At 70.3% G+C, this 18,896-nt stretch carries 16 protein-coding genes; 3 read left to right on the top strand and 13 right to left on the bottom strand.

All coding sequences use genetic code 11. The features are described from left to right. Positions 1-50 precede the first annotated feature (50 nt). The 11 genes from RM704_RS41570 to RM704_RS41520 form a co-directional block, all read right to left on the bottom strand. Entirely contained in the window at positions 51-452 is a 402-nt protein-coding gene (locus RM704_RS41570) for a cytidine deaminase (RefSeq protein WP_033527060.1), read from the bottom strand. After that, positions 449-1,723 (bottom strand): ABC transporter permease, encoded by a 1,275-nt coding sequence (locus tag RM704_RS41565; RefSeq protein ID WP_033527061.1) that lies wholly within the window; start codon positions 1,721-1,723, stop codon positions 449-451. The genes RM704_RS41570 and RM704_RS41565 overlap by 4 nt, the downstream gene beginning before the upstream one ends. Beyond that, positions 1,720-2,844 carry an ABC transporter permease gene (locus RM704_RS41560; RefSeq protein WP_033527062.1) on the bottom strand — a complete coding sequence of 375 codons (1,125 nt, stop codon included), beginning with the start codon at positions 2,842-2,844 and terminating at the stop codon, positions 1,720-1,722. The genes RM704_RS41565 and RM704_RS41560 overlap by 4 nt, the downstream gene beginning before the upstream one ends. Then, positions 2,844-4,454: an ABC transporter ATP-binding protein gene (locus RM704_RS41555; protein ID WP_033527063.1), complete on the bottom strand. Its 1,611-nt coding sequence runs from the start codon at positions 4,452-4,454 to the stop codon at positions 2,844-2,846. Before RM704_RS41555 ends, RM704_RS41560 begins: the two co-directional genes overlap by 1 nt. Before the next feature lie 285 nt (positions 4,455-4,739). Further along, the gene (locus tag RM704_RS41550; protein ID WP_033527064.1) at positions 4,740-5,792 is read right to left on the bottom strand and encodes a BMP family lipoprotein; all 1,053 of its coding nucleotides are present in this window, start codon (positions 5,790-5,792) and stop codon (positions 4,740-4,742) included. A gap of 345 nt (positions 5,793-6,137) precedes the next feature. Then, positions 6,138-7,196 (bottom strand): BMP family lipoprotein, encoded by a 1,059-nt coding sequence (locus tag RM704_RS41545; RefSeq protein ID WP_157856683.1) that lies wholly within the window; start codon positions 7,194-7,196, stop codon positions 6,138-6,140. Positions 7,197-7,506: 310 nt separating this feature from the next. Then, on the bottom strand, positions 7,507-8,760 hold the full coding sequence (locus tag RM704_RS41540; protein WP_033527065.1) for an amidohydrolase: 1,254 nt from the start codon (positions 8,758-8,760) through the stop codon (positions 7,507-7,509). A gap of 468 nt (positions 8,761-9,228) precedes the next feature. Next, positions 9,229-10,335, bottom strand: coding sequence for a hypothetical protein (locus tag RM704_RS41535; RefSeq protein WP_033527066.1), 1,107 nt, complete (start codon positions 10,333-10,335; stop codon positions 9,229-9,231). Positions 10,336-10,385: 50 nt separating this feature from the next. Beyond that, positions 10,386-11,324 (bottom strand): N-acetylneuraminate synthase family protein, encoded by a 939-nt coding sequence (locus tag RM704_RS41530; protein WP_033527067.1) that lies wholly within the window; start codon positions 11,322-11,324, stop codon positions 10,386-10,388. Positions 11,325-11,339: 15 nt separating this feature from the next. Next, positions 11,340-12,680: an N-acylneuraminate cytidylyltransferase gene (locus tag RM704_RS41525; protein ID WP_033527068.1), complete on the bottom strand. Its 1,341-nt coding sequence runs from the start codon at positions 12,678-12,680 to the stop codon at positions 11,340-11,342. A 44-nt stretch (positions 12,681-12,724) separates the two neighbouring features. Further along, on the bottom strand, positions 12,725-14,089 hold the full coding sequence (locus RM704_RS41520; protein ID WP_033527069.1) for a DUF6716 putative glycosyltransferase: 1,365 nt from the start codon (positions 14,087-14,089) through the stop codon (positions 12,725-12,727). Positions 14,090-14,287: 198 nt separating this feature from the next. Here RM704_RS41520 and RM704_RS41515 point away from each other — a divergent pair, with 198 nt between their 5' ends. Genes RM704_RS41515 through RM704_RS41505 form a run of 3 tightly spaced genes read left to right on the top strand, consistent with a single transcriptional unit; the run spans position 14,288 to position 17,809 of the window. Beyond that, a complete protein-coding gene (locus tag RM704_RS41515; protein WP_033527070.1) occupies positions 14,288-15,265 on the top strand; it encodes a glycosyltransferase family 2 protein in 978 nt (325 codons plus the stop codon). Continuing rightward, complete coding sequence (locus RM704_RS41510; RefSeq protein ID WP_033527071.1) at positions 15,262-16,596, top strand: alpha-2,8-polysialyltransferase family protein; 1,335 nt, start codon at positions 15,262-15,264, stop codon at positions 16,594-16,596. The genes RM704_RS41515 and RM704_RS41510 overlap by 4 nt, the downstream gene beginning before the upstream one ends. A 4-nt stretch (positions 16,597-16,600) precedes the next feature. After that, the gene (locus tag RM704_RS41505) at positions 16,601-17,809 is read left to right on the top strand and encodes an acyltransferase family protein (RefSeq protein ID WP_078937096.1); all 1,209 of its coding nucleotides are present in this window, start codon (positions 16,601-16,603) and stop codon (positions 17,807-17,809) included. Positions 17,810-17,921: 112 nt separating this feature from the next. Here the strand turns inward: RM704_RS41505 and leuE are convergent, their stop codons facing one another. Then, entirely contained in the window at positions 17,922-18,575 is a 654-nt protein-coding gene (leuE, locus tag RM704_RS41500; protein ID WP_033527072.1) for a leucine efflux protein LeuE, read from the bottom strand. Between the two features lie 181 nt (positions 18,576-18,756). Further along, positions 18,757-18,896, bottom strand: a 140-nt coding sequence (locus tag RM704_RS41495; RefSeq protein ID WP_311593056.1) for a methylmalonyl-CoA mutase family protein, incomplete at its 5' end; no start/stop codon positions are given.

Here is an 18,896-nt window from a genome sequence, read left to right as displayed (position 1 = left end):
GAAAAGTGTGCGGCCCCTCCGACCGTTCGTCAGGAGGGGCCGCACGGGAGTCACTTGGTGAGATGGTCCGGGCCGAAGGCCTGGGGCAGCATCTCCGAGAGGGGCAGGATTCCCGCCGGGGTCTCCAGCAGGAGATCCGGGCCGCCGAACTCGTACAGCAGCTGTCGGCAGCGGCCGCACGGGACGAGGATCGCGCCGTTGCCGTCCACGCAGGTGAAGTGGGTGAGACGGCCGCCGCCGCTGTTCTGCAGCTCTGAGACGAGACCGCACTCCGCGCACAGGCCGAGGCCGTACGAGGCGTTCTCGACGTTGCAGCCGGAGACGATCCGGCCGTCGTCGACGAGGGCGGCCACGCCGACCGGGTAGCCGGAGTACGGGGCGTACGCCCGGGACATGGCGTCCCGGGCCACCGTGCGCAGCTGCTCCCAGTCGACGGCGGTCGGGGCGGTCACTTGCCCTGCCCCTTCCGGTAGGGCAGCCCGTCGGCCTTCGGCATCCGCAGCCGTTGGGCGGAGAGCGCGAGGACGACCAGGGTGATGACGTACGGCGTGGCGGCGACGACCTGGTTCGGGACCTCGTTGGTGGTCGCGTACCAGGTGAAGACCAGGGCGCCGACGACGAAGGTGATCACGGCCGGGACGTACTTCTTGCGCACGGCCTGCCAGATCGCGCCGATGACCAGCAGGAGGGCACCGAGGAGCAGCAGGGCGTGGACGTTCTCGGAGCCGCCGCGCAGGTTGAGGCTGTCGGTGTAGCCGAAGAGGCCGGCGCCGAGGGCGAGGCCGCCCGGCATCCAGTTGCCGAAGATCATCGCGGCGAGACCGATGAAGCCGCGGCCGCTGGTCTGGCCCTCCAGGTAGAAGGGGTTGGCGACGATGGAGAGGAAGGCTCCGCCGAGACCGGCCAGACCGCCGGAGATGATCACGGCGAGGTACTTGTACTTGTAGACGTTGACGCCGAGGGACTCGGCGGCGACCGGGTTCTCACCGCAGGAGCGCAGCCGCAGACCGAAGGCGCTGCGCCACAGGATCCACCAGGTGGCGGGGATCAGTGCGACGGCGACGAGGGTCAGCCACGAGACGTTGGTGACCAGGCCGCCGAGCAGGCCGGCGAGGTCGGAGACGAAGAACCAGCCCTTGGAGTTGAGTTCGGTCAGCGCGTCCGACAGGCCCGGGATGGTGAAGTCACCGATGGACTCGACCGGCGGGGACTGCTTGGCCGAGCCGCCCTGGTGGCCCTCGAAGGCGAGGGGGGCCAGGTAGCGGGTGGCGCCGAGGGCGAGGATGTTGATGGCCACACCGGAGACGATGTGGTTGACGTTGAAGGTGACGGTGACGAAGGCGTGCAGCAGACCGCCGATCGCGCCGCCGGCGATGCCGACCAGGACACCGGTCCAGGGGCCGTACTGGAAGCCGGCCCAGGCACCGAACCAGGTGCCGAGGATCATCATGCCTTCGAGGCCGATGTTGACGACGCCCGCGCGCTCGGCCCACAGACCGCCGAGACCGGCGAGGCCGATCGGGACGGCCAGCTCCAGCGCGGTGGACATCTGGCTGACGTTGGTGATGCCGTCCGCGCCGGTGATGATGCGGACGATCGAGGTGAGTGCCAGGACGCCGGCGATGACCAGCAGCAGCACGGGCAGCGACATCCTGCGCCCGGTGGGGGCGGTCGGCTCCAGTGAGGGCTGGTTGAGGTCGGTCGCGGTGGTGCTCGTGGTCATCGGCCAGCCACCTCCTTCGTGGTGTTGTTGTCGGCGCCGAGGACGTTCCCGGCGGCGAGCTCGGCGCCGACGCGGCGCTGCTGGCGGCGCAGGCCCCACTCGCGGACGGTCTCGTAGGAGACGACGACCGAGAGCACGATCAGGCCCTGCATGATGACCGCGATCTCCTTGTCGTAGCCGTGGAAGTCCAGCTCGGGGGAGGCCTTGTCGAGCCAGGCCCACAGCAGGGCGGCGAAGGCGATGCCGACGGGGCTGTTACGGCCGAGGAGGGCGATGCCGATACCGAGGAAGCCGATACCGGTGGGGAAGTTGAGGCTGTAGGTGTGGGTGTCGCCGAGCAGGATCGGCAGGCCCGCGAGGCCCGCGACACCGCCGGAGATCAGCATGGCGGTGAGGATCATGCGCTTGGGGTCGACACCGCTGGCCGCGGCGGCCGACTCCGAGGCGCCGGAGGCCCGCAGGTCGAAGCCGAAGCGGGTGCGGTTGATGACGATCCAGTAGCCGACGCCGAGGAGGACGGCGAGGAGCACCAGGCCGTAGATCTCGCCGGCCTTGCCCATGTCGATGCCGGGCACCCAGCCCGACTCGGCCATCTCGCCGGTGGTGTTGTTGTTGCCGACCTTGACGCCGAAGACGTTCGGCAGCCAGAGGTACCCGATGACGGAGGTCGCGATCGCGTTCAGCATGATCGAGGAGACGACCTCGCTGACGCCGCGGGTGACCTTGAGGACACCGACGATGGAGGCCCAGAACGCGCCGGTGCAGATCGCGGTGAGCATCAGCAGCGGGATCTGGAGGAACGCGGGCAGGTCGACGTGGGCGCCGACGATCGCGGTGATCATGGCACCGAGGAGGTACTGGCCGTCGACGCCGATGTTGAACAGGTTCATCCGGAAGCCGATGGCCACCGCGAGGGCCGCGATGTAGTACAGCGAGGCCTGGTTGATGATCCGGACCTGGATGTCGGAGAACGAGGCCTGTTCGAACATGATCGTGAACGGCTCGACCGGGTTCTTGCCGGAGGCCAGCAGCACGATCGCGGTCAGCGCGAAGGCCACGGCGAGCGCGAGGACCGGTCCGGCCACCGCGAGGAGCACGCGCTCCTTGTCGAACTTCTTCATCAGCGGGCCTCGTCTTCCGGGGCGTCCTGGGTCTTCGACGGACCGTCGGCCGGGGTCTGCGGGGACTCGGGGGCCTTGCCCGAGGTCTTGGGGGTCTCTTCGTGTTCGAGGTGGCCGGTGACGGCGCCGGTCATGGCCGAGCCCAGCTCCTCGGGGGTGATGGTGGCCGGGTCCGCGTCGGCGACCAGCTTGCCGTTGTAGATCACCCGCAGGGTGTCGGACAGGCCGATCAGCTCGTCGAGGTCGGCGGAGATCAGCAGCACGGCCAGGCCCTCGCGGCGGGCCTCGCGGATCTGGTCCCAGATCTGGGCCTGCGCGCCGACGTCCACACCACGGGTGGGGTGGGCGGCGATCAGGAAGCGCGGCTTGTGGCTCATCTCGCGGCCGACGATCAGCTTCTGCTGGTTGCCGCCGGAGAGGGAGGCGGCGGTGACGTCGATGCCGGGGGTGCGGACGTCGTACTCGGCGACGATCCGGCGGGTGTCCTCCTGGGCGGCCTTCGGGTCGAGCCAGACGCCCTTGGCGTTGGGCCGCTCGGTCACATGGCCGAGGATACGGTTCTCCCAGAGGGGGGCCTCCAGGAGCAGACCGTGCCGGTGGCGGTCCTCGGGGATGTAGCCGACGCCCTGCTCGCGGCGCCTGCGGGTGGCCCAGGTGGTGATCTCCTCGTCGGCGAGCGAGATCGTGCCGGAGTCGGCGGACTTCAGGCCGATCAGGGCGTCGACCAGTTCGGTCTGGCCGTTGCCCTCGACGCCGGCCAGGCCGAGGACCTCGCCCGCGTGGATGGTGAAGCTGATGTCGTCGAGCAGGGCCTTGCCGCCGACGGCCTCCAGGCGGAGGTCCTTGACGGTGAGGACGGGGCGGTCGGTGACCGTGGACTCGGCCGTCTCGGGGGTGGGCAGTTCGCTGCCGACCATCAGCTCGGCGAGCTGGCGCGGGGTGGTCTCGGCGGGCACGGCCGTGCCGACGGTCGTGCCGCGCCGGATGACGGTGATCTCGTCGGCGACGGACAGCACCTCGCCCAGCTTGTGGGAGATGAAGATGACCGCGAGGCCCTGCGCCTTGAGTTCGCGCAGGTTGGCGAAGAGGGAGTCGACCTCCTGGGGCACCAGGACGGCGGTCGGCTCGTCGAGGATCAGGGTGCGGGCGCCCCGGTAGAGGACCTTGAGGATCTCCACGCGCTGACGCTCGGCGACGCCCAGTTCCTCGACCAGGACGTCGGGGCGGACCCCGAAGCCGTACCGCTCGGAGATCTCCTTGATCTTGCGGCGGGCCTTGGCGCCGATGCCGTGGAGCTTCTCGCTGCCGAGGACCACGTTCTCCAGGACCGTGAGGTTGTCGGCGAGCATGAAGTGCTGGTGCACCATGCCGATGCCGCGCGCGATGGCGTCGGCCGGGGAGGAGAACGAGACCTGCTCGCCGTCGACCGCGATGGTGCCCTCGTCCGGCTTCTGCATGCCATAGAGGATCTTCATCAGGGTGGACTTGCCGGCGCCGTTCTCCCCGACGAGGGCGTGGACGGTGCCCTTGCGGACGGTGAGGTGGATGTCGTGGTTGGCCACGACGCCGGGGAATCGCTTGGTGATCCCGGCAAGTTCGACGGCGGTCACCGAGTCGTTGACCGCCGCGTCGGCCGGAGGGCTGCTGGACGCGTTGATGGCGCACTCTCCTGGGAAAGGGGGGTCGTCTACGCGCGTAGCGCCCCTACGGCATCGAAAATGGGCGGCGACGCACCGGGACAACGGGATACAGGGAGCGATACTCCCCGTACCCCGTTGAGCGGACGTAACCCCGCGGTTACTGGAGGCTCCGGGAGGGCCTCGGTGGTGTCCGAGACTCCCCCGAGTCGCCCGGCTGCTCGTGGTGTGGCTGGGGTCGGTCGGTGTCGACCTCGCTCAGCTGGTCCTGACCTTGATCTCGCCGCTGATGATCTTCTCCTTGGCCGTGGCGATGGCCTCCTGGAGCTCGGTGTCGCTCTTGAACTTCGGGTTGGAGTCGGCGAGGCCGACCTCGCCGGTCTTCAGATCGCCCCTGACGATACCGGTCGCGGGCTTGCCGTCCTCGACCGACTTCGCCAGGTTGTACACCGCCTTGGCGACGTCCTTCGTCGCCGAGGTCAGGATGGAGTCCTTGTACTTCGCGAGGGCTTCCTGCCTGTACTGGTCGGAGTCGACGCCGATCGCCCAGATCTTGTTCGCGGCGGCGGCCTCGATCACGCCCTGGCCGGACAGACCGGCCGCCGCGTAGACGACGTCGGCCTTCTTCTCGATCTGGCCCTCGGCGGCGGTCTTGCCCTTGTCCGGGCTGGAGAAGCCGCCCTCCTCGGCCGTCTGGGTCAGGTACTGGGTGAGCACCTTGGCCTTGGGGTTGGTGTCCTTGACGCCCTGCTCGAAGCCCGCCTGGAACTTGTGGATCAGCGGGATGTCCACGCCGCCGACGAAGCCGACCGTGTCGGTCTCGGTGACCTTCGCGGCCGCGACACCGGCGAGGTACGAGGCCTGCTCCTCGGAGAAGACCAGGTCCGCGACGTTGTCCAGCTGGACCGTGGAGTCGTCCACGATGCCGAAGGTGGTGTCCGGGTACTGCTCGGCTGCGGCCTTGACGGCCGTCGCGTAGGCGTAACCGACACCGACGACGGGGTTGTAGCCCTGCTTCGCCAGGGAGACCAGGCGCTGCTCCTTGTCGGCGTCCGTCTCGCCCTCGGTGGGCTCGATGTCCTGCGTCTTGTAGCCGAACTCCTTCTTCGCCTGCTCCAGGCCCGCGTAGGCCGCGTCGTTGAAGGACTGGTCGCCCTTGCCGCCGACGTCGTACGCGATCGCGAGGCCCAGGTCGCCCTTGGAGTCGGCGGAGGACGAGGCGTCCGTCGACGTACCGCCGCAGGCGGAGAGGGTGAGGGCGAGGGAGGCGGTCGCTGCGCCTGCGACCGCGAGGCGGGAAACCCGGCGCATGTTGTGGTGCTCCTGTCGTACAGCGCCGGAGGGTACTGGTCAGTAGTGCTGCACAGCGTCGGCGCCTCATATGGCTTTCGCCGCAGAGTAACGCGCGTAGACCCTCCGGGTGAAGACCGGTGGACCACGTTGTTATGGGGCCGTGTTGCAAGGGGGCCCGGGGGTTGAGGGGGCGCGTGGTGGGGGTGGTTCCGGCCGAGTCGCGGCCGCGGGTGCGTCGTGGCTGGTCGCGCGGTTCCTCGCGCCCCTTGGGGTCCGCCGCCGTTCGCCGGCGACCACGAATGAGGCGGGGCGGGTGTACGTGTACACCCGCCCCGCCTCAGCACGCTCGCACCAGGGGGACCGTTACTCGGTCTTCACCTTGATGGTGCCGTCGATGATCTCCTCCTTGGCCTTGGCGACCGCGTCCGTGAGGCCGGCGATCTCGGCCATCTTCGGGTTGGAGTCGGCCAGGCCCACGCCGTCGACCTTCAGGTCGAAGGTCTGGACGCCGGTGAGGGGCTTGTCGTCCTCGACGGACTTGGCGAGGGCGTAGACCGCGCCGCCGACGTCCTTGAGGGCGGAGGTGAGGATGTAGTCCTTGTAGGGGGCCAGGGCCTCCTGCTCGTACTGGTCGGAGTCGACACCGATCGCCCAGACCTTGGCCTTGGCGGCGGCCTCGATGACGCCCTGGCCGGAGAGGCCGGCGGCCTGGTAGACGACGTCGGCGTTCTTCTCGATCTGGCCCTCGGCGGCGGCCTTGCCCTTGTCGGGGCTGGAGAAGCCGCCCTCTTCGGCCGTCTGGGTCAGGTACTGCGAGATGACCTTGACCTTGCCGCCGCTGGTGTCCTCGACGCCCTGCTTGTAGCCGGCCTCGAACTTGTGGATGAGCGGGATGTCGACGCCACCCACGAAGCCCACGGTGTTCGTCTTGGTGGCCTTGGCGGCCGCGACACCGGCGAGGTAGGAGGCCTCCTGCTCGGCGAAGACGAGGGACGCGACGTTGTCGCCCTCGACGACCGAGTCGACGATGCCGAAGGTGGTGTCCGGGTACTGCTTGGACGCGGCCTCCATCGCGGGGCCGTAGGCGAAGCCGACACCGATGACCGGGTTGTAGCCCTGCTTGGCCAGGGACTCCAGACGCTGCTGCTTGTCGGCGTCCGTCTCGCCCTCGGTGGGCTCGATGTCCTCGGTCTGGTAACCGAACTCCTTCTGAGCCTTCTCCAGGCCCGCGTACGCGGCGTCGTTGAAGGACTGGTCGCCCTTGCCGCCGATGTCGTACGCGATCGCGAGGCCCTTTTCGCCCTTCGTGGTCTCGCTGTCGCCGTTGCCGCTCTCGCTGCTCGTGCCACCACAGGCCGTGGCGGCCAGCGCCAGCGACGCGACCCCCACCGCGACGCGGGTCAGTTTGGAAATCCGACGCATCTTGAAGTTCCCCATCTTCTCCAAAGCCCCGCAGCCGGGTGCTCAGTTCGGCGCACATTAACGCGCGTAGACCCTCCTGGGAACGGGGTTTCGACAGGCCGTTATCCATTCGTGCCGGTGGCCGTTACGCCCTCGTGAACCAGGGGATCGAAAGGGACGTGTCGGGCACGGCGCTCGCCCCGGCCCTCGCGATCCGTGTACGGGGGGTGACTCCAGCGTGAAGGTGCGCGGCCCGTACGGGGGTCGTACGGACACGCGCACCAGGCTGCCGCGAGGGTGTGCGGGGCGCAAGCCGAGGCGTCCGGGAGGGTTACCGGCCGGCCGCGTCGAGGACGCGCATGCGGGCGTCGAGGAGGGCGGCGGCGGTGAAGAGCTCGACGCCCACGGTGATGGCGTGTTCGTCGGCGTCGAAGTCGCCCTGGTGGAGGTCGCGGACGGTGAGGTCGCCCGGACGGCGGACGCCGAGGCGGGCCATGGCGCCGGGGACGTGCTCCAGGTACCAGGAGAAGTCCTCGCCGCCGAGGCTCTGCTCGGTGTCCTCGACGGACTTGACGCCGCGGCGGGCCACCATCGAGTCGTGGAGCAGTTCGGTGACGACGGGGTCGTTGACGACCGGCGGGACGCCCCGGATGTAGTTGATCTCGGGCTTGGCCCGGTGCATGACCGCGACCTCCTGGACCGCCTCGTGGATCAGGTCGGGTGCCTGCCGCCAGGCGTTGATGTCCAGGCAGCGGACGGTGCCGGAGAGCTCGGCGTGCTGCGGGATGACGTTCGGCGCGTGGCCCGACTCGATGCGGCCCCAGGTCACGACGAGCCCGGCGCGGGCGTCGAACCGGCGGGCGACCAGCGCCGGCACGTCGGTGACGACCCGGGCGGCGGCGGTGACGAGGTCGGTGGTGAGGTGCGGGCGCGCGGTGTGGCCGCCCGGACCGTCCAGGGAGAGCTCCAGCCGGTCGCAGGCCGAGGTGATGGGGCCGTGGCGCAGCCCGATGCGGCCCGCGTCGACACGAGGGTCGCAGTGGACGGCGATGATCCGGCCGACGCCTTCGAGCGAGCCGGTCCTGATCACGTCCGCGGCGCCGCCCGGCAGCACCTCCTCGGCGGGCTGGAAGATCAGCCGGACGGGGCGGGGCAGCTCCCCCCTGCGGTGCAGGTCGGCGAGGACGAGGCCGGCGCCGAGGACGACGGTCGTGTGCACGTCGTGGCCGCAGGCGTGGGCGCGGTCCGGGACGGTGGAGCGGTAGTCGCAGTCCACCTTGGTGTCCGGGATGGGGAGGGCGTCGATGTCGGCGCGCAGGGCGAGAGCGGAGTGGTCGGCGCCGCTCCAGTCGCCGATGTCACAGATGAGTCCGGTTCCGCTCTCGAGCACGCGCGGCCTGAGCCCTGCCTTCTCCAGGCGGGCCTTGATCGCGGCGGTCGTACGGAACTCCTGGTTGCCGAGCTCCGGGTGCATGTGCAAGTCACGTCGGAACGCGACGAGTTCGGCACGCAGGGCTTCCGGCAAGGTGCCGGGGAGCGACGCTTCGGCTTCCCCTGGCAGATCGGCCTCGGACTCTCGGGACATCAGTTGGTTCACCCTCTGAAGGGTAGGGCGATCGGGCGACCTTCTCACCCTCGATCAACAAAAAATCAGCCTGTAAGGGGAAGTTTTCCGGCCGCACACCGCATACGTATTGGCAGAGATGGGTATACCCGCCCGTCTTTCGGTGCGGGTGACCCTCGGAGACAGGAGCGCCGGGTTTGCCCGCGAATCCCATCGTCCAAACGTCCGGGGGTGCCCGGACGATTCCCTCACTCCACCCTTACCACGTATCCGCCGTCCTACGGCGCCGGGACCGTCACCAGTGTGCGACAGGTCCGCTACGCCATGTGTTCGAGGGTTCCGCCGGAGCACCGCTGCGAGGAGGCGGGACGAGGGCGCTGGCCTGCGGTTGTGGGGGCACGCGGGGGTGCGGGCGACGAGAGGATCGACCGGGTGGTGTACGCGGGCCGAGGGTGACGGGGATCACGGGCGCGGCGGGACCGCGCCGCCCTAGGCCGAGGCCACCGATGACAGCCGGTGGACGTCCCGGGCCGTGCCCGTGACGCCGGACAGGAAGCCCTGGGCGCGGGGGGAGGCGTTCTCGGTGAGCCAGCTGGGGTCGATGTCGCAGACGGCGACACGTACGTCCGTCCCGGCCAGGGCCAGGGGCAGGGTGTGGACGACCGTCGACGGGAAGCTCAGGATCGTCCGGCCGATGGGGCCGCGGCGGGCGATGAGTTCCAGGGGGAGGTCGGGGCGGACGATCTCCAGGCCGGTCTCCGCGCCGAGGGTGTGGAGTTTCTCGGCGCTCTCGCGGCGGTGGGCGAAGTAGCGGGTGGCGCCGTGGACCTTCGCGAGGGAGCGGACGGCTTCGAGGTAGCGGTCGCCGTCCACCACTCCGGTCTCCACGAGGGAGGTGCCCACGAGGTCCGCGCCCTTGGTGATGCGGGGCGGGCCGAAGCGGGAACGGGTCCAGGCGAAGTCGTTGGCGGTGACGAAGACGCCCTCGGGGGTCTCGTCGATCGGCATGGAGGAGAAGACCTCGACGCGTCGGCCGGCGGTCGGGGTGAGGCGTTTGCGGGCCTTGGAGGAGACCGGGGCGAAGATCAGGTCGCGGGGGCCGGGGCGGCCGCCCTTGCGGTGCCAGCGCACGAGGCGTTCGCCCCGGGCCAGCTGGGAGACGAACTCCATGGTCGCGGTGCCGTCGTCGACGACGACCACGTCCGCCGCCCGGGTGATGGTCAGCAGCAGCTGGACGTAACGGGAGAAGGGGTCGCCCAGCACGATGCGGCTCGCGGCGCGCAGCAGCGGGGCGAGGCCGGCGACGGTGCGGAAGGGGGCGGCGGTGCCGCCGCGCGCCTCCTCCCAGCGCACGTCGTGGCCCTCGTCCCGGGCCAGCTCCGCCATCCGGCGCAACTGGCCGCGGGTCATGGGGTCGTTGGGCGACAGGACGACCAGGGTGAGCCCCGCGCCGCCGGAACGGAAGGGCCCCGCACCGGGGTCCTCGGGGGTGCCGAGGGAGTGGGTGTGCGCCCACTCCAGCACGTTCAGGAGCTGTACCGGGCTCTCGACGAAGGCGAGAGTGTGGGGACCTGCGGTTCCGGCGCGGGGGCTCATCGACGTATGTCCGTCGCTTCCGTGAGTTACGGATCTACTGGGGTCGGGTGTCAGACGCCGACCGGCTCGCCCGCCGCCACCGCGATCTCCGCCTCGGCGACGACGCCGGTGACACGGCGCAGCTTCTTCATGGGGCCGAGCTCGGAGTCGTAGACCTTCTTGACGCCGTCGCCGAGGGAGGCCTCGATGGTGCGGATGTCGCGGACCAGGCGCGTGAGGCCCTGGGGCTCGACGGAGGCGGCCTGGTCGGAGCCCCACATGGCGCGGTCGAGGGTGATGTGGCGCTCGACGAAGGTGGCGCCGAGGGCGACGGCGGCGAGCGTGGTCTGCAGGCCCGTCTCGTGGCCGGAGTAGCCGATCGGGACGTTCGGGTACTCGGCCTGGAGGGTGTTGATGACGCGGAGGTTGAGCTCCTCGGCCTTGGCCGGGTACGTCGAGGTGGCGTGGCAGAGCAGGATGTTGTCGGAGCCGAGGACCTCGACCGCGTGGCGGATCTGCTTCGGGGTCGACATACCGGTGGAGAGGATGACCGTGCGGCCGGTGGCGCGCAGGGCGCGCAGCAGCTCGTCGTCGGTCAGGGAGGCGGAGGCCACCTTGTGGGCGGGGACGTCGAACTTCTCCAGGAAGGCGACGGCCTCGGTGTCCCACGGGGAGGCGAACCAGTCGATGCCCTTCTCCTTGGAGTACTCGTCGATCTGGCGGTACTCGTCCTCACCGAACTCCACGCGGTGGCGGTAGTCGATGTAGGTCATGCGGCCCCAGGGGGTGTCGCGCTCGATGTCCCACTGGTCGCGGGGGGTGCAGATCTCGGGGGTGCGCTTCTGGAACTTGACGGCGTCGCAGCCGGCCTCGGCCGCGGCGTCGATCAGCTTGAAGGCGTTCTCCAGCTCACCGTTGTGGTTGATGCCGATCTCGCCGACGACGTACACGGGGTGACCCGGGCCGGCGGTCTTCGAACCGAACGTGCGCAGACGGGAGTTGGTGCTCATGGTGGGACCAGTTCCTTACTTGTCGAGGGGGTCGAGAGAGTCGAGAGAGGGACCGAGGATCCAGCCGGCGATCTCCCGGATCGCGCCTTCACCGCCGGGGACGGTGGTGACCGCGCGTGCGGCGCCGCGTACGACGTCGTGGGCGCTGCCGACCGCCACGGGCCAGCCCACGAGGGCGAAGCACGGGAGGTCGTTGACGTCGTTGCCGACGTAGAGCACGCGCTCCGGCGCGATGCCCTGCTCCTCGCACCACTGCTTCAGTGCGAGGTCTTTCCGGTCGATGCCGTGGAGGACCGGGATCTGCAGCTTCCGGGCCCGTGCGGCGACGACCGGGTTCTGTTCCGTGGACAGGATGAGCATCTTCAGGCCGCTCCTGCGGAGGGCCGCGATGCCGAGTCCGTCGCCGCGGTGCACGGAGACGAACTCCCGTCCGTCGGAGTCGATCAGCACCCGGTCGTCGGTCTGGGTGCCGTCGAAGTCGAGGACTACGGCGTCGATGTCGTCGTAGGTGGGGAGGGCGCCCGGCCGGTTCGCGTCGAAGAGCGGCGCGAGGGCCTGGGCGCGGGCGAGGTCGTGCGGGTCGTCGATCTCCAGGACCCGGGCGGGGTCGGTGCGGACGAGTTCCGTACGGCCGAAGAAGCGGTGCTGGTGCTTGCGCAGGCCGGCCGCGTCCATGGCGTAGGCGGCGCCGGTCTCCAGCAGGTCCTGGGGGCGGTCCTGGCGGCGGGGGCGGAACGCCTTGTCGTGGTTGACGCCGTAGCCGCCGGCGGTGGGGGCGTCGCCGACCGGGGCGAAGTCCTGGCCGGCCTCGGCGGCGGTGCCCGGAGAGAGGGCTTCCGGCCCGGTGGCGGTGCGGGCCTCGCCGTCGGTGAACTCGTCCGCGGTGTCCCGCCAGATGAAGCCGTGGAACGGGGCGACCGTGAGGGAGGTGTCGGCGCCGTGTTCGACGACGGCCCGGGCCACGCCGTCGATGTCCTCGCGGAGGATGAACGGGCTGGTGCACTGGACGAGGAGGACGACGTCGACCGGGGCGCCGTGCCGGGACTCGTGGACGTCCAGGGCGTGCAGGACGGCGGCCTCGGAGGTGGCGGTGTCGCCGGCGATGGCGGCGGGACGCAGGACGACCTCGGCACCGGACTCACGGGCGGCGGCGGCGATGGCGTGGTCGTCGGTGGAGACGACGACGTCCGTCACCAGCCGGGCGGCGAGGCACTCGCGGACCGCGCGGGCCACCAGCGGAACGCCGCCGACGGGGGCGAGGTTCTTCGCGGGGACGCCCTTGGAGCCGCCCCGCGCGGGGATCACGGCGAGGACGCGGCGGGCGGAGGTCGCCGTTCCCGCTTCCGGGTTGGACATGGGGTGAACTCCTTGCGGTGCGTGCGAAGGCGTCGGGCGGCGGCTCACAGCTCCCCCATCCGGCGGATGACGGGCGCCACGCGCTGCACTCCGTGGCGGTAGGCGCCGCGCGCGGCCCGGCGCACGATCTGCCGTACGGGCCCGGCCTGCCGGTCGGCGCCGGGGGCTCCGGGCAGCGGTGCGCCGTCGGGGCCGAGGTGGTGGCGGGCGAGGATGCCGGGGAGGTAGCCGGGCGCGGTGACGGGTGTGTAGTACGGCGCGAGAGGCGGCAGTTCGGGCGCCGCGACCAGCTTCGCGATGCGGGTGCGGGCCGCGTCGAAGGCGGTGGCGTACGAGCCGTCCGCGACCACGCCCTGGCGGGCCACCCACTCCGGGTCCGGCGCCGGCTCGTACCCGGCGTCCAGCTGGTCCCAGGAGGCGAGGCAGCCGGAGCCCACGAAGTGGTGGTTGCCGAGGGTCTCGCGGATCCCGAGGTCGGTGAGGACGACGGTGGGGATCCGGCGGTGCAGCGACTCCAGGGCGGCCGTGGAGCTGATGGTGACCAGCAGGTCGGTGGTGTCGAGGACCTCGCCCATGTTCCCGTACACCAGCCGGAAGTTGGCGGGCGCGCCGCCGGGGAGCCGCTGCACCAGCTTCTGGTACGGCAGTTCCTCGATGTGCGTGGTGTGCTCGCCCGGCTTGGAGCGCAGCTTCAGCAGCACCTCGCGGTCGGGGTGCAGCCTCGCGTGCTGGACGAGACGGTTCAGCAGATACGTGCGGTCCCTGCGGTTGTCCGGGACGGACGGCTGTACGGCGAAGACGACCGTGTAGGGCCTGCGCCCTTGCTCCGCAGAGGGGTCCTCGTTGCCGGCGTACGGCCTGCCGCCCAGGAAGGGCAGGGCGACCTCGGTGACCGAGGAGGCGTCGGCGCCCACGCCCTCGTACACGGCCCGGAAACGGTCCGCGTCCTGGCGGGAGTTGGCGAGGACGAGGTCCGCGCCGTGCCGCAGCAGCAGACCGTCGGCGAGCTTCTCGTAGACGACACCGACGTAGCCGGTGACGACCACGGGCCGTTTCCCGCGCCCGGTCCAGGCCCGGCGCAGGCCGTGCAGCATCGCCTGGACGCCCCCGCCGACGAGGGAGAGCACGATGACGTCGTACGCGTCCTCGCCGGTGTCCTTCTCCGTGGCCTCCTTCATGGCGCGCAGGAATTCGAGGCCGGTCACCTCGCGCAGGGAGTCGGCGCGGACGCCGACCTCCTGGAGCTGGCGGGCGGTGGGGGTGGCACGGCCGCGCAGGAGGAAGCCGTCCAGGCGGATGTCCGCATCCTCCGGAGCGAGGCGCTTCGCGGTGAGCGCGCCCCATTTCCACCGGGTGTCGGAATCCGCGAGTACGGCGACTCGCAGGCTGTTCGTAGCACTTGCTGGCACATCGAAGACGCTAGGAAGCGATTCCGTTGAACGGCCCAACCTGAATGCAACAAAGGGTTAACAGCACATCGCCGAACGGCGAATCGGGGCGCGAAAAGCAGGGGAAAGTGCCTGGTTCACGGTACCGCCACGCGTCGTTCACCTGACATCAAGCAGGTGGTCAAGACGAATGCCGGAGGGCCGCCTAACGTCACGGGGGTGGTCAAGCTCTCCGTCATCGTGCCGTTCTACAACGTGCAGCAATACGCGCCCGACACCCTGAAGAGCCTCGGAGCCAACGCTCGTGAGGACTTCGAATTCATTCTCGTCGACGACTGTTCTCGCGACGAGACACCGGACATTCTCGCGCGCGCGGAGCGCGAGCTGCCGGGGGCGGTGTACGTCAGACACGAGAAGAACGGAGGACTGGCGACCGCGCGCAACACGGGCATCGACAAGGCCCGTGGCGAGTACCTGACGTTCCTCGACGGGGACGACTGGCTCGCCCCCGGCTACTACCACCAACTGCTCGGCGCCATCGAGGACTTGGGCTGCGACTTCGTCCGCACGGACCATGTCCAGTGCACGGCGCGGGCCCGCTCGATCCACCGGGTGCCCAACGGGCGGCGGGGCGTGGTGATGAACCCGCGCGACGCGATCCTGCCCGCCGACCGCTCGACCTCCGTCGACTACGCGTACGCCTGGGCGGGCATCTACCACCGCCGGCTGGTCGACAAGGGCGTGCTGCACTTCACCCACGGGCTGCGCACGGCCGAGGACCGGCCGTGGATCTGGAAGCTCCACCGGGAGGCCGATTCGTTCGCCACGGTGGGGCTGCTGGGCGTCTTCTACCGGCGTGGTGTGGCTTCTTCGCTGACCCAGATCGGTGACGTACGGCAGCTCGATTTCATTCGCGCATTCGACCAGGTCATCGCGGAGACCGCGCAGGACCGGGACGCGGACAGACTTCTCCCCAAGGCCGTGCGCACCTATTGCGCGATCATCTCCCACCATTTGGGATCCATCGAAAGGTTCGAGCCGGCGGTGGCACGGAAACTCAAGTCGATGAGCGCGGTCGCGCTGCGCCGAATGCCGCAGGACGTCCTCGACGATGCCCTCGATTCCATGGACGTCCAGCGCGCCACCCGGCTGCGTCGGCTGCGCCGCCGTCCCGCCGCCACGGGGGTCGCCGCATGACCACGCAGATCTTCATGGCGTCCACGCTGTACGGCGTGGCCACACTGGCCGCCGCCCTGGACACCGAGTGCTTCCGCCCCGCCTCCCGGCGCATCCTGCTGGTCTCCAACAACGCGGCGACGCCGGAGACGGCCCCCGGCCCGGACGAGATGCCCGGCTTCGAGCGGCTGCGCTCCCGCTTCGACGAGGTGATCTCCTGGAACGAGACCATCTCCCCCTTCCACCCCGGCGGTTGGTCCCCCCGCCTGGACGACGTTCCGCTGTGGGAGCGGCATCTGCGGCTGCTGTGGAACCTGGGCGACGACGACGTCGAGCTGGCCGTGGAGTCCATCCAGGTCCACCCGGCGCTCGGCTTCGCCCAGATCTTCACCGGCGCGCCCGTGACCGTGTACGCCGACGGCCTGATGAGCTACGGCCCCACCCGCAACAAGATCGATCCGCTGGTCGGCACCCGTATCGACCGTCTGCTGCACCTGGACCTCGTACCGGACCTCAAGCCCCTGCTGCTCACCGAGTTCGGGGTCGAGGCGGAGATCGTGCCGACGGACGCCTTTGTGAAGGTGCTGGCCGAACTCGTGGACACGGGCGACGAGTTGCCCGCGACCGAGGAGCCGGCGCTGCTGCTCGGCCAGTACCTCTCCGCGCTCGGCATTCTCACGGCCGAGGAGGAGGAAGACCTCCACGTACGGATGCTGAGGGGCGCGGTCGCGCTCGGCCACACCACCGTCGTGTTCAAGCCGCACCCCAGCGCCCCCGCCCGCTGGTCGCGCGGTCTGGAGAAGGAGGCGGAGCGGCTCGGCGCCGACCTGACCGTGCTGGACACGCCGGTCCTCGCCGAGGTGCTCTACCAGCGGATGCGTCCGGCCCTGGTCGTCGGCTGCTTCTCGACGGCCCTGCTCACCGCCTCCTCGCTGTACGGCCTCCCCGTCGCCCGCGTCGGCACGGGAACGCTGCTGGACCGGCTCGCGCCGTACGAGAACAGCAACCGGGTGCCCGTCACGATCGTGGACGCGCTGCTGCCGGAGCTGGGCGACGCGGCGGCGGTCGCCTCGCAGCGGCCGGGCGCGGCGGTGTCCGACCTCAACGGCCTGGTCCGGGCGGTGGGGTTCGCGATGCAGTCGAAGATCTATCCGTCACTGCGGGCGGAGACCGAGGCGTATCTGACGCGGCACCTGAGCACGCACACGCTGCGGTACTTCAAGCGGCGGCGGTTGACCTCACTGGGGTTGCCCGGAGGTATCCCGGTGCAGCTCGCGTTCATTCCGCGTAACGCGACCGTGCGAAGAGTCGCGCGGCGGGCACGGTCACTCAAGAGGGCGACACTCGGCTGATCCGATGAACTCACCCGCGAAGACAGCACCCACGACCACGTCCGCACAGGCGACCCCCGTGGGGGTCGCCCTGCCGGGCATCCGGCCGGGAGATCCCCCACAGGGAGCGGGGCCGGAGACCGTCCTCGTCCCACCCCGCCCCGTCCCCCGGGCCCCCGCCCCACGCCTGCGCGCGCTCGACGGGCTGCGGCTGCTCGCCGCGCTGATGGTCGCCGCCTACCACTACGGCGGCCGGGACGGCGAGATCGCCGAGGCGTGGGGCACCTCGCCCCGGCAGCAGTTCCCCACGCTGCACGAATGGTTCGCCTACGGCTGCCTGGGCGTGCAGGTCTTCTTCGTGATCAGCGGCTTCGTGATCTGCATGAGCGGCTGGGGCCGCCCCTTGCGGTCCTTCTTCGTCTCCCGCGCCACCCGGCTGCTGCCCGCGTACTGGGCGGCGGTGATCCTGGTGACGGCGGTCTTCGCACTGCCCGCGGTCGCGTACGAGGCGGTGTCACCGAGCGACGTGCTCGTGAACCTGACGATGATGCAGCAGCCGCTGGGGGTGGACCGTGTGCTGGGCGTCTGCTGGACGCTGTGGGCGGAGGTCCGCTTCTACGCGCTGTTCGCCCTCTGTGTCGTCCTGCCCGGGGCGACCCGCCAGCGCGTGATCATGTTCTGCGCGTGCTGGACCCTGGCGGCGGTGATCGCGCAGTCGGCGAACGAGCCCCTGCTGGACGTCGTGCTGATGCCGGAGTACGCGCCGTTCTTCATCGGCGGGATCGGTCTCTACCTGGTCCACCGCGACCGGCGTGACGCGTACGCGTGGGGGATCGTGGCGGTGAGCTGGCTGCTCGGCCAGCACTACGCGGTCCGAGGACTGTGGCACGCCCCGAACCCGGAGTTCTTCTCCTACCGCACCTCGTTCGGCATCATCCTCGTCGTCACCCTGGGTTTCGTGATGGTGGGGGCGATCGCCCTCGGCTGGCTCAACCGGATCAACTGGCCCTGGCTGACGGTGGCGGGCGCCCTCACGTACCCGTTCTACCTGGTCCACGAGCACCTGGGATGGGTGGCGGTCCAGGCCCTGCACCGTGGCACCGGTCTGCCGTCGGCGGCGACCTTCGCCCTGACGATCCTGACGATGCTGCTGCTGGCCTGGCTGCTCTACCGGTACGTGGAGAAGCCGTTGACGCCACGGCTGCGCCGAGTGCTCGACCGATCGCGGTCATGATGACGCCGCCTGCGCCGGGGCAGGCGGCGTCACCGCCAGGGGTCGGTCTCGCCGCGGGGTCACGACGACCGGGGCCACGTTTGCCTTCGGGGCGTCGGATGTCAGACGCCGTTCAGGCGCCGCTCGCCAGCGACAGCTTGACCGCGAACCCCAGGAACAACGCGCCCGCCGCCGAGGTGGCCCCCGCCGACAACCGCCTGCGACGGCGGAAGGTGGCGGCCAGTCTGGTGCCGCTGAATATCAGCGCGCTCAGGTAGAGGAAGCTGGCGAGCTGGGCGAAGGCGCCGAGGACCACGAAGGAGAGCGCCGGGTAGGCGTACCCCGGGTCCACGAACTGCACGAAGAAGGCGACGAAGAACAGGATCGCCTTCGGGTTCAGCAGACTGATCACCAAGGCCCGCCGGAACGGCCGCTCCCCCTCCGCCGCCTCCTCGCCCGGCCCTTCCACGACCCGCTCGCGCCGGCTCCGCCACATCCCCCACGCGGCCCGCAGCATCCCGATGGCCAGCCATGACAGATAGCCGGCGCCCGCGTACTTCACGATCCCGAACAGCACGGCGTTGGCCTGCAACAGCGAGGCCACCCCCGCCGCCGACAACGTCATCAGCACGGTGTCCCCGACCCACACTCCGGCGGCGGCCCGATACCCGGTCCGTATCCCGCGCCGGGCGGCCACGGACAGTACGTAGAGGGAGTTGGGCCCGGGCAGGAGCACGATCAGGACGAGGCCGGCCAGGTAGGTGGGGAGGTCGATGACACCGAACATGGAAAGGAGTGTCGCACGGGGGTCCGACATCACGACATGCCTGTCGGAAGTGCGACGAAAGGGCATCCGGAAACGGACGAGCGCGGCCCGCTGACGACCGTGATCGGCCGAGCGCGGCTGCGGGCCGAGCGCAAGCGGCTACAGGTCGAGCGGAAGCCGGTCGCGGGCCGAACGCGAGCGGTCAGAAGGCGTCACTGGGGATGTACGTCCCCCAGACCTCCCGCAGCGCGTTGCACACCTCGCCGACCGTCGCGCGGGCCTTCAGCGCCTCGCGCATCGGGTAGAGGACGTTGTCCGTGCCCTCGGCGGCCTTCTTCAGGG

Origin of the sequence: Streptomyces gottesmaniae, assembly GCF_031845845.1 — a bacterium.
Lineage (GTDB): Bacteria > Actinomycetota > Actinomycetes > Streptomycetales > Streptomycetaceae > Streptomyces > Streptomyces akebiae.
This window is presented reverse-complemented; position numbering and strand designations above follow the sequence as displayed.

Bases quoted from the DNA above. Each gene is read 5' to 3' on its own strand.
- RM704_RS41525 (WP_033527068.1), bottom strand. From the start codon at position 12,680: ATGTCCAACCCGGAAGCGGGAACGGCGACCTCCGCCCGCCGCGTCCTC.
- RM704_RS41550 (WP_033527064.1), bottom strand. From the start codon at position 5,792: ATGCGCCGGGTTTCCCGCCTCGCGGTCGCAGGCGCAGCGACCGCCTCC.
- RM704_RS41535 (WP_033527066.1), bottom strand. From the start codon at position 10,335: ATGAGCCCCCGCGCCGGAACCGCAGGTCCCCACACTCTCGCCTTCGTC.
- RM704_RS41505 (WP_078937096.1), top strand. From the start codon at position 16,601: ATGAACTCACCCGCGAAGACAGCACCCACGACCACGTCCGCACAGGCG.
- RM704_RS41540 (WP_033527065.1), bottom strand. From the start codon at position 8,760: ATGTCCCGAGAGTCCGAGGCCGATCTGCCAGGGGAAGCCGAAGCGTCG.
- RM704_RS41510 (WP_033527071.1), top strand. From the start codon at position 15,262: ATGACCACGCAGATCTTCATGGCGTCCACGCTGTACGGCGTGGCCACA.
- RM704_RS41560 (WP_033527062.1), bottom strand. From the start codon at position 2,844: ATGAAGAAGTTCGACAAGGAGCGCGTGCTCCTCGCGGTGGCCGGACCG.
- RM704_RS41530 (WP_033527067.1), bottom strand. From the start codon at position 11,324: ATGAGCACCAACTCCCGTCTGCGCACGTTCGGTTCGAAGACCGCCGGC.
- leuE (WP_033527072.1), bottom strand. From the start codon at position 18,575: ATGTTCGGTGTCATCGACCTCCCCACCTACCTGGCCGGCCTCGTCCTG.
- RM704_RS41565 (WP_033527061.1), bottom strand. From the start codon at position 1,723: ATGACCACGAGCACCACCGCGACCGACCTCAACCAGCCCTCACTGGAG.
- RM704_RS41545 (WP_157856683.1), bottom strand. From the start codon at position 7,196: ATGCGTCGGATTTCCAAACTGACCCGCGTCGCGGTGGGGGTCGCGTCG.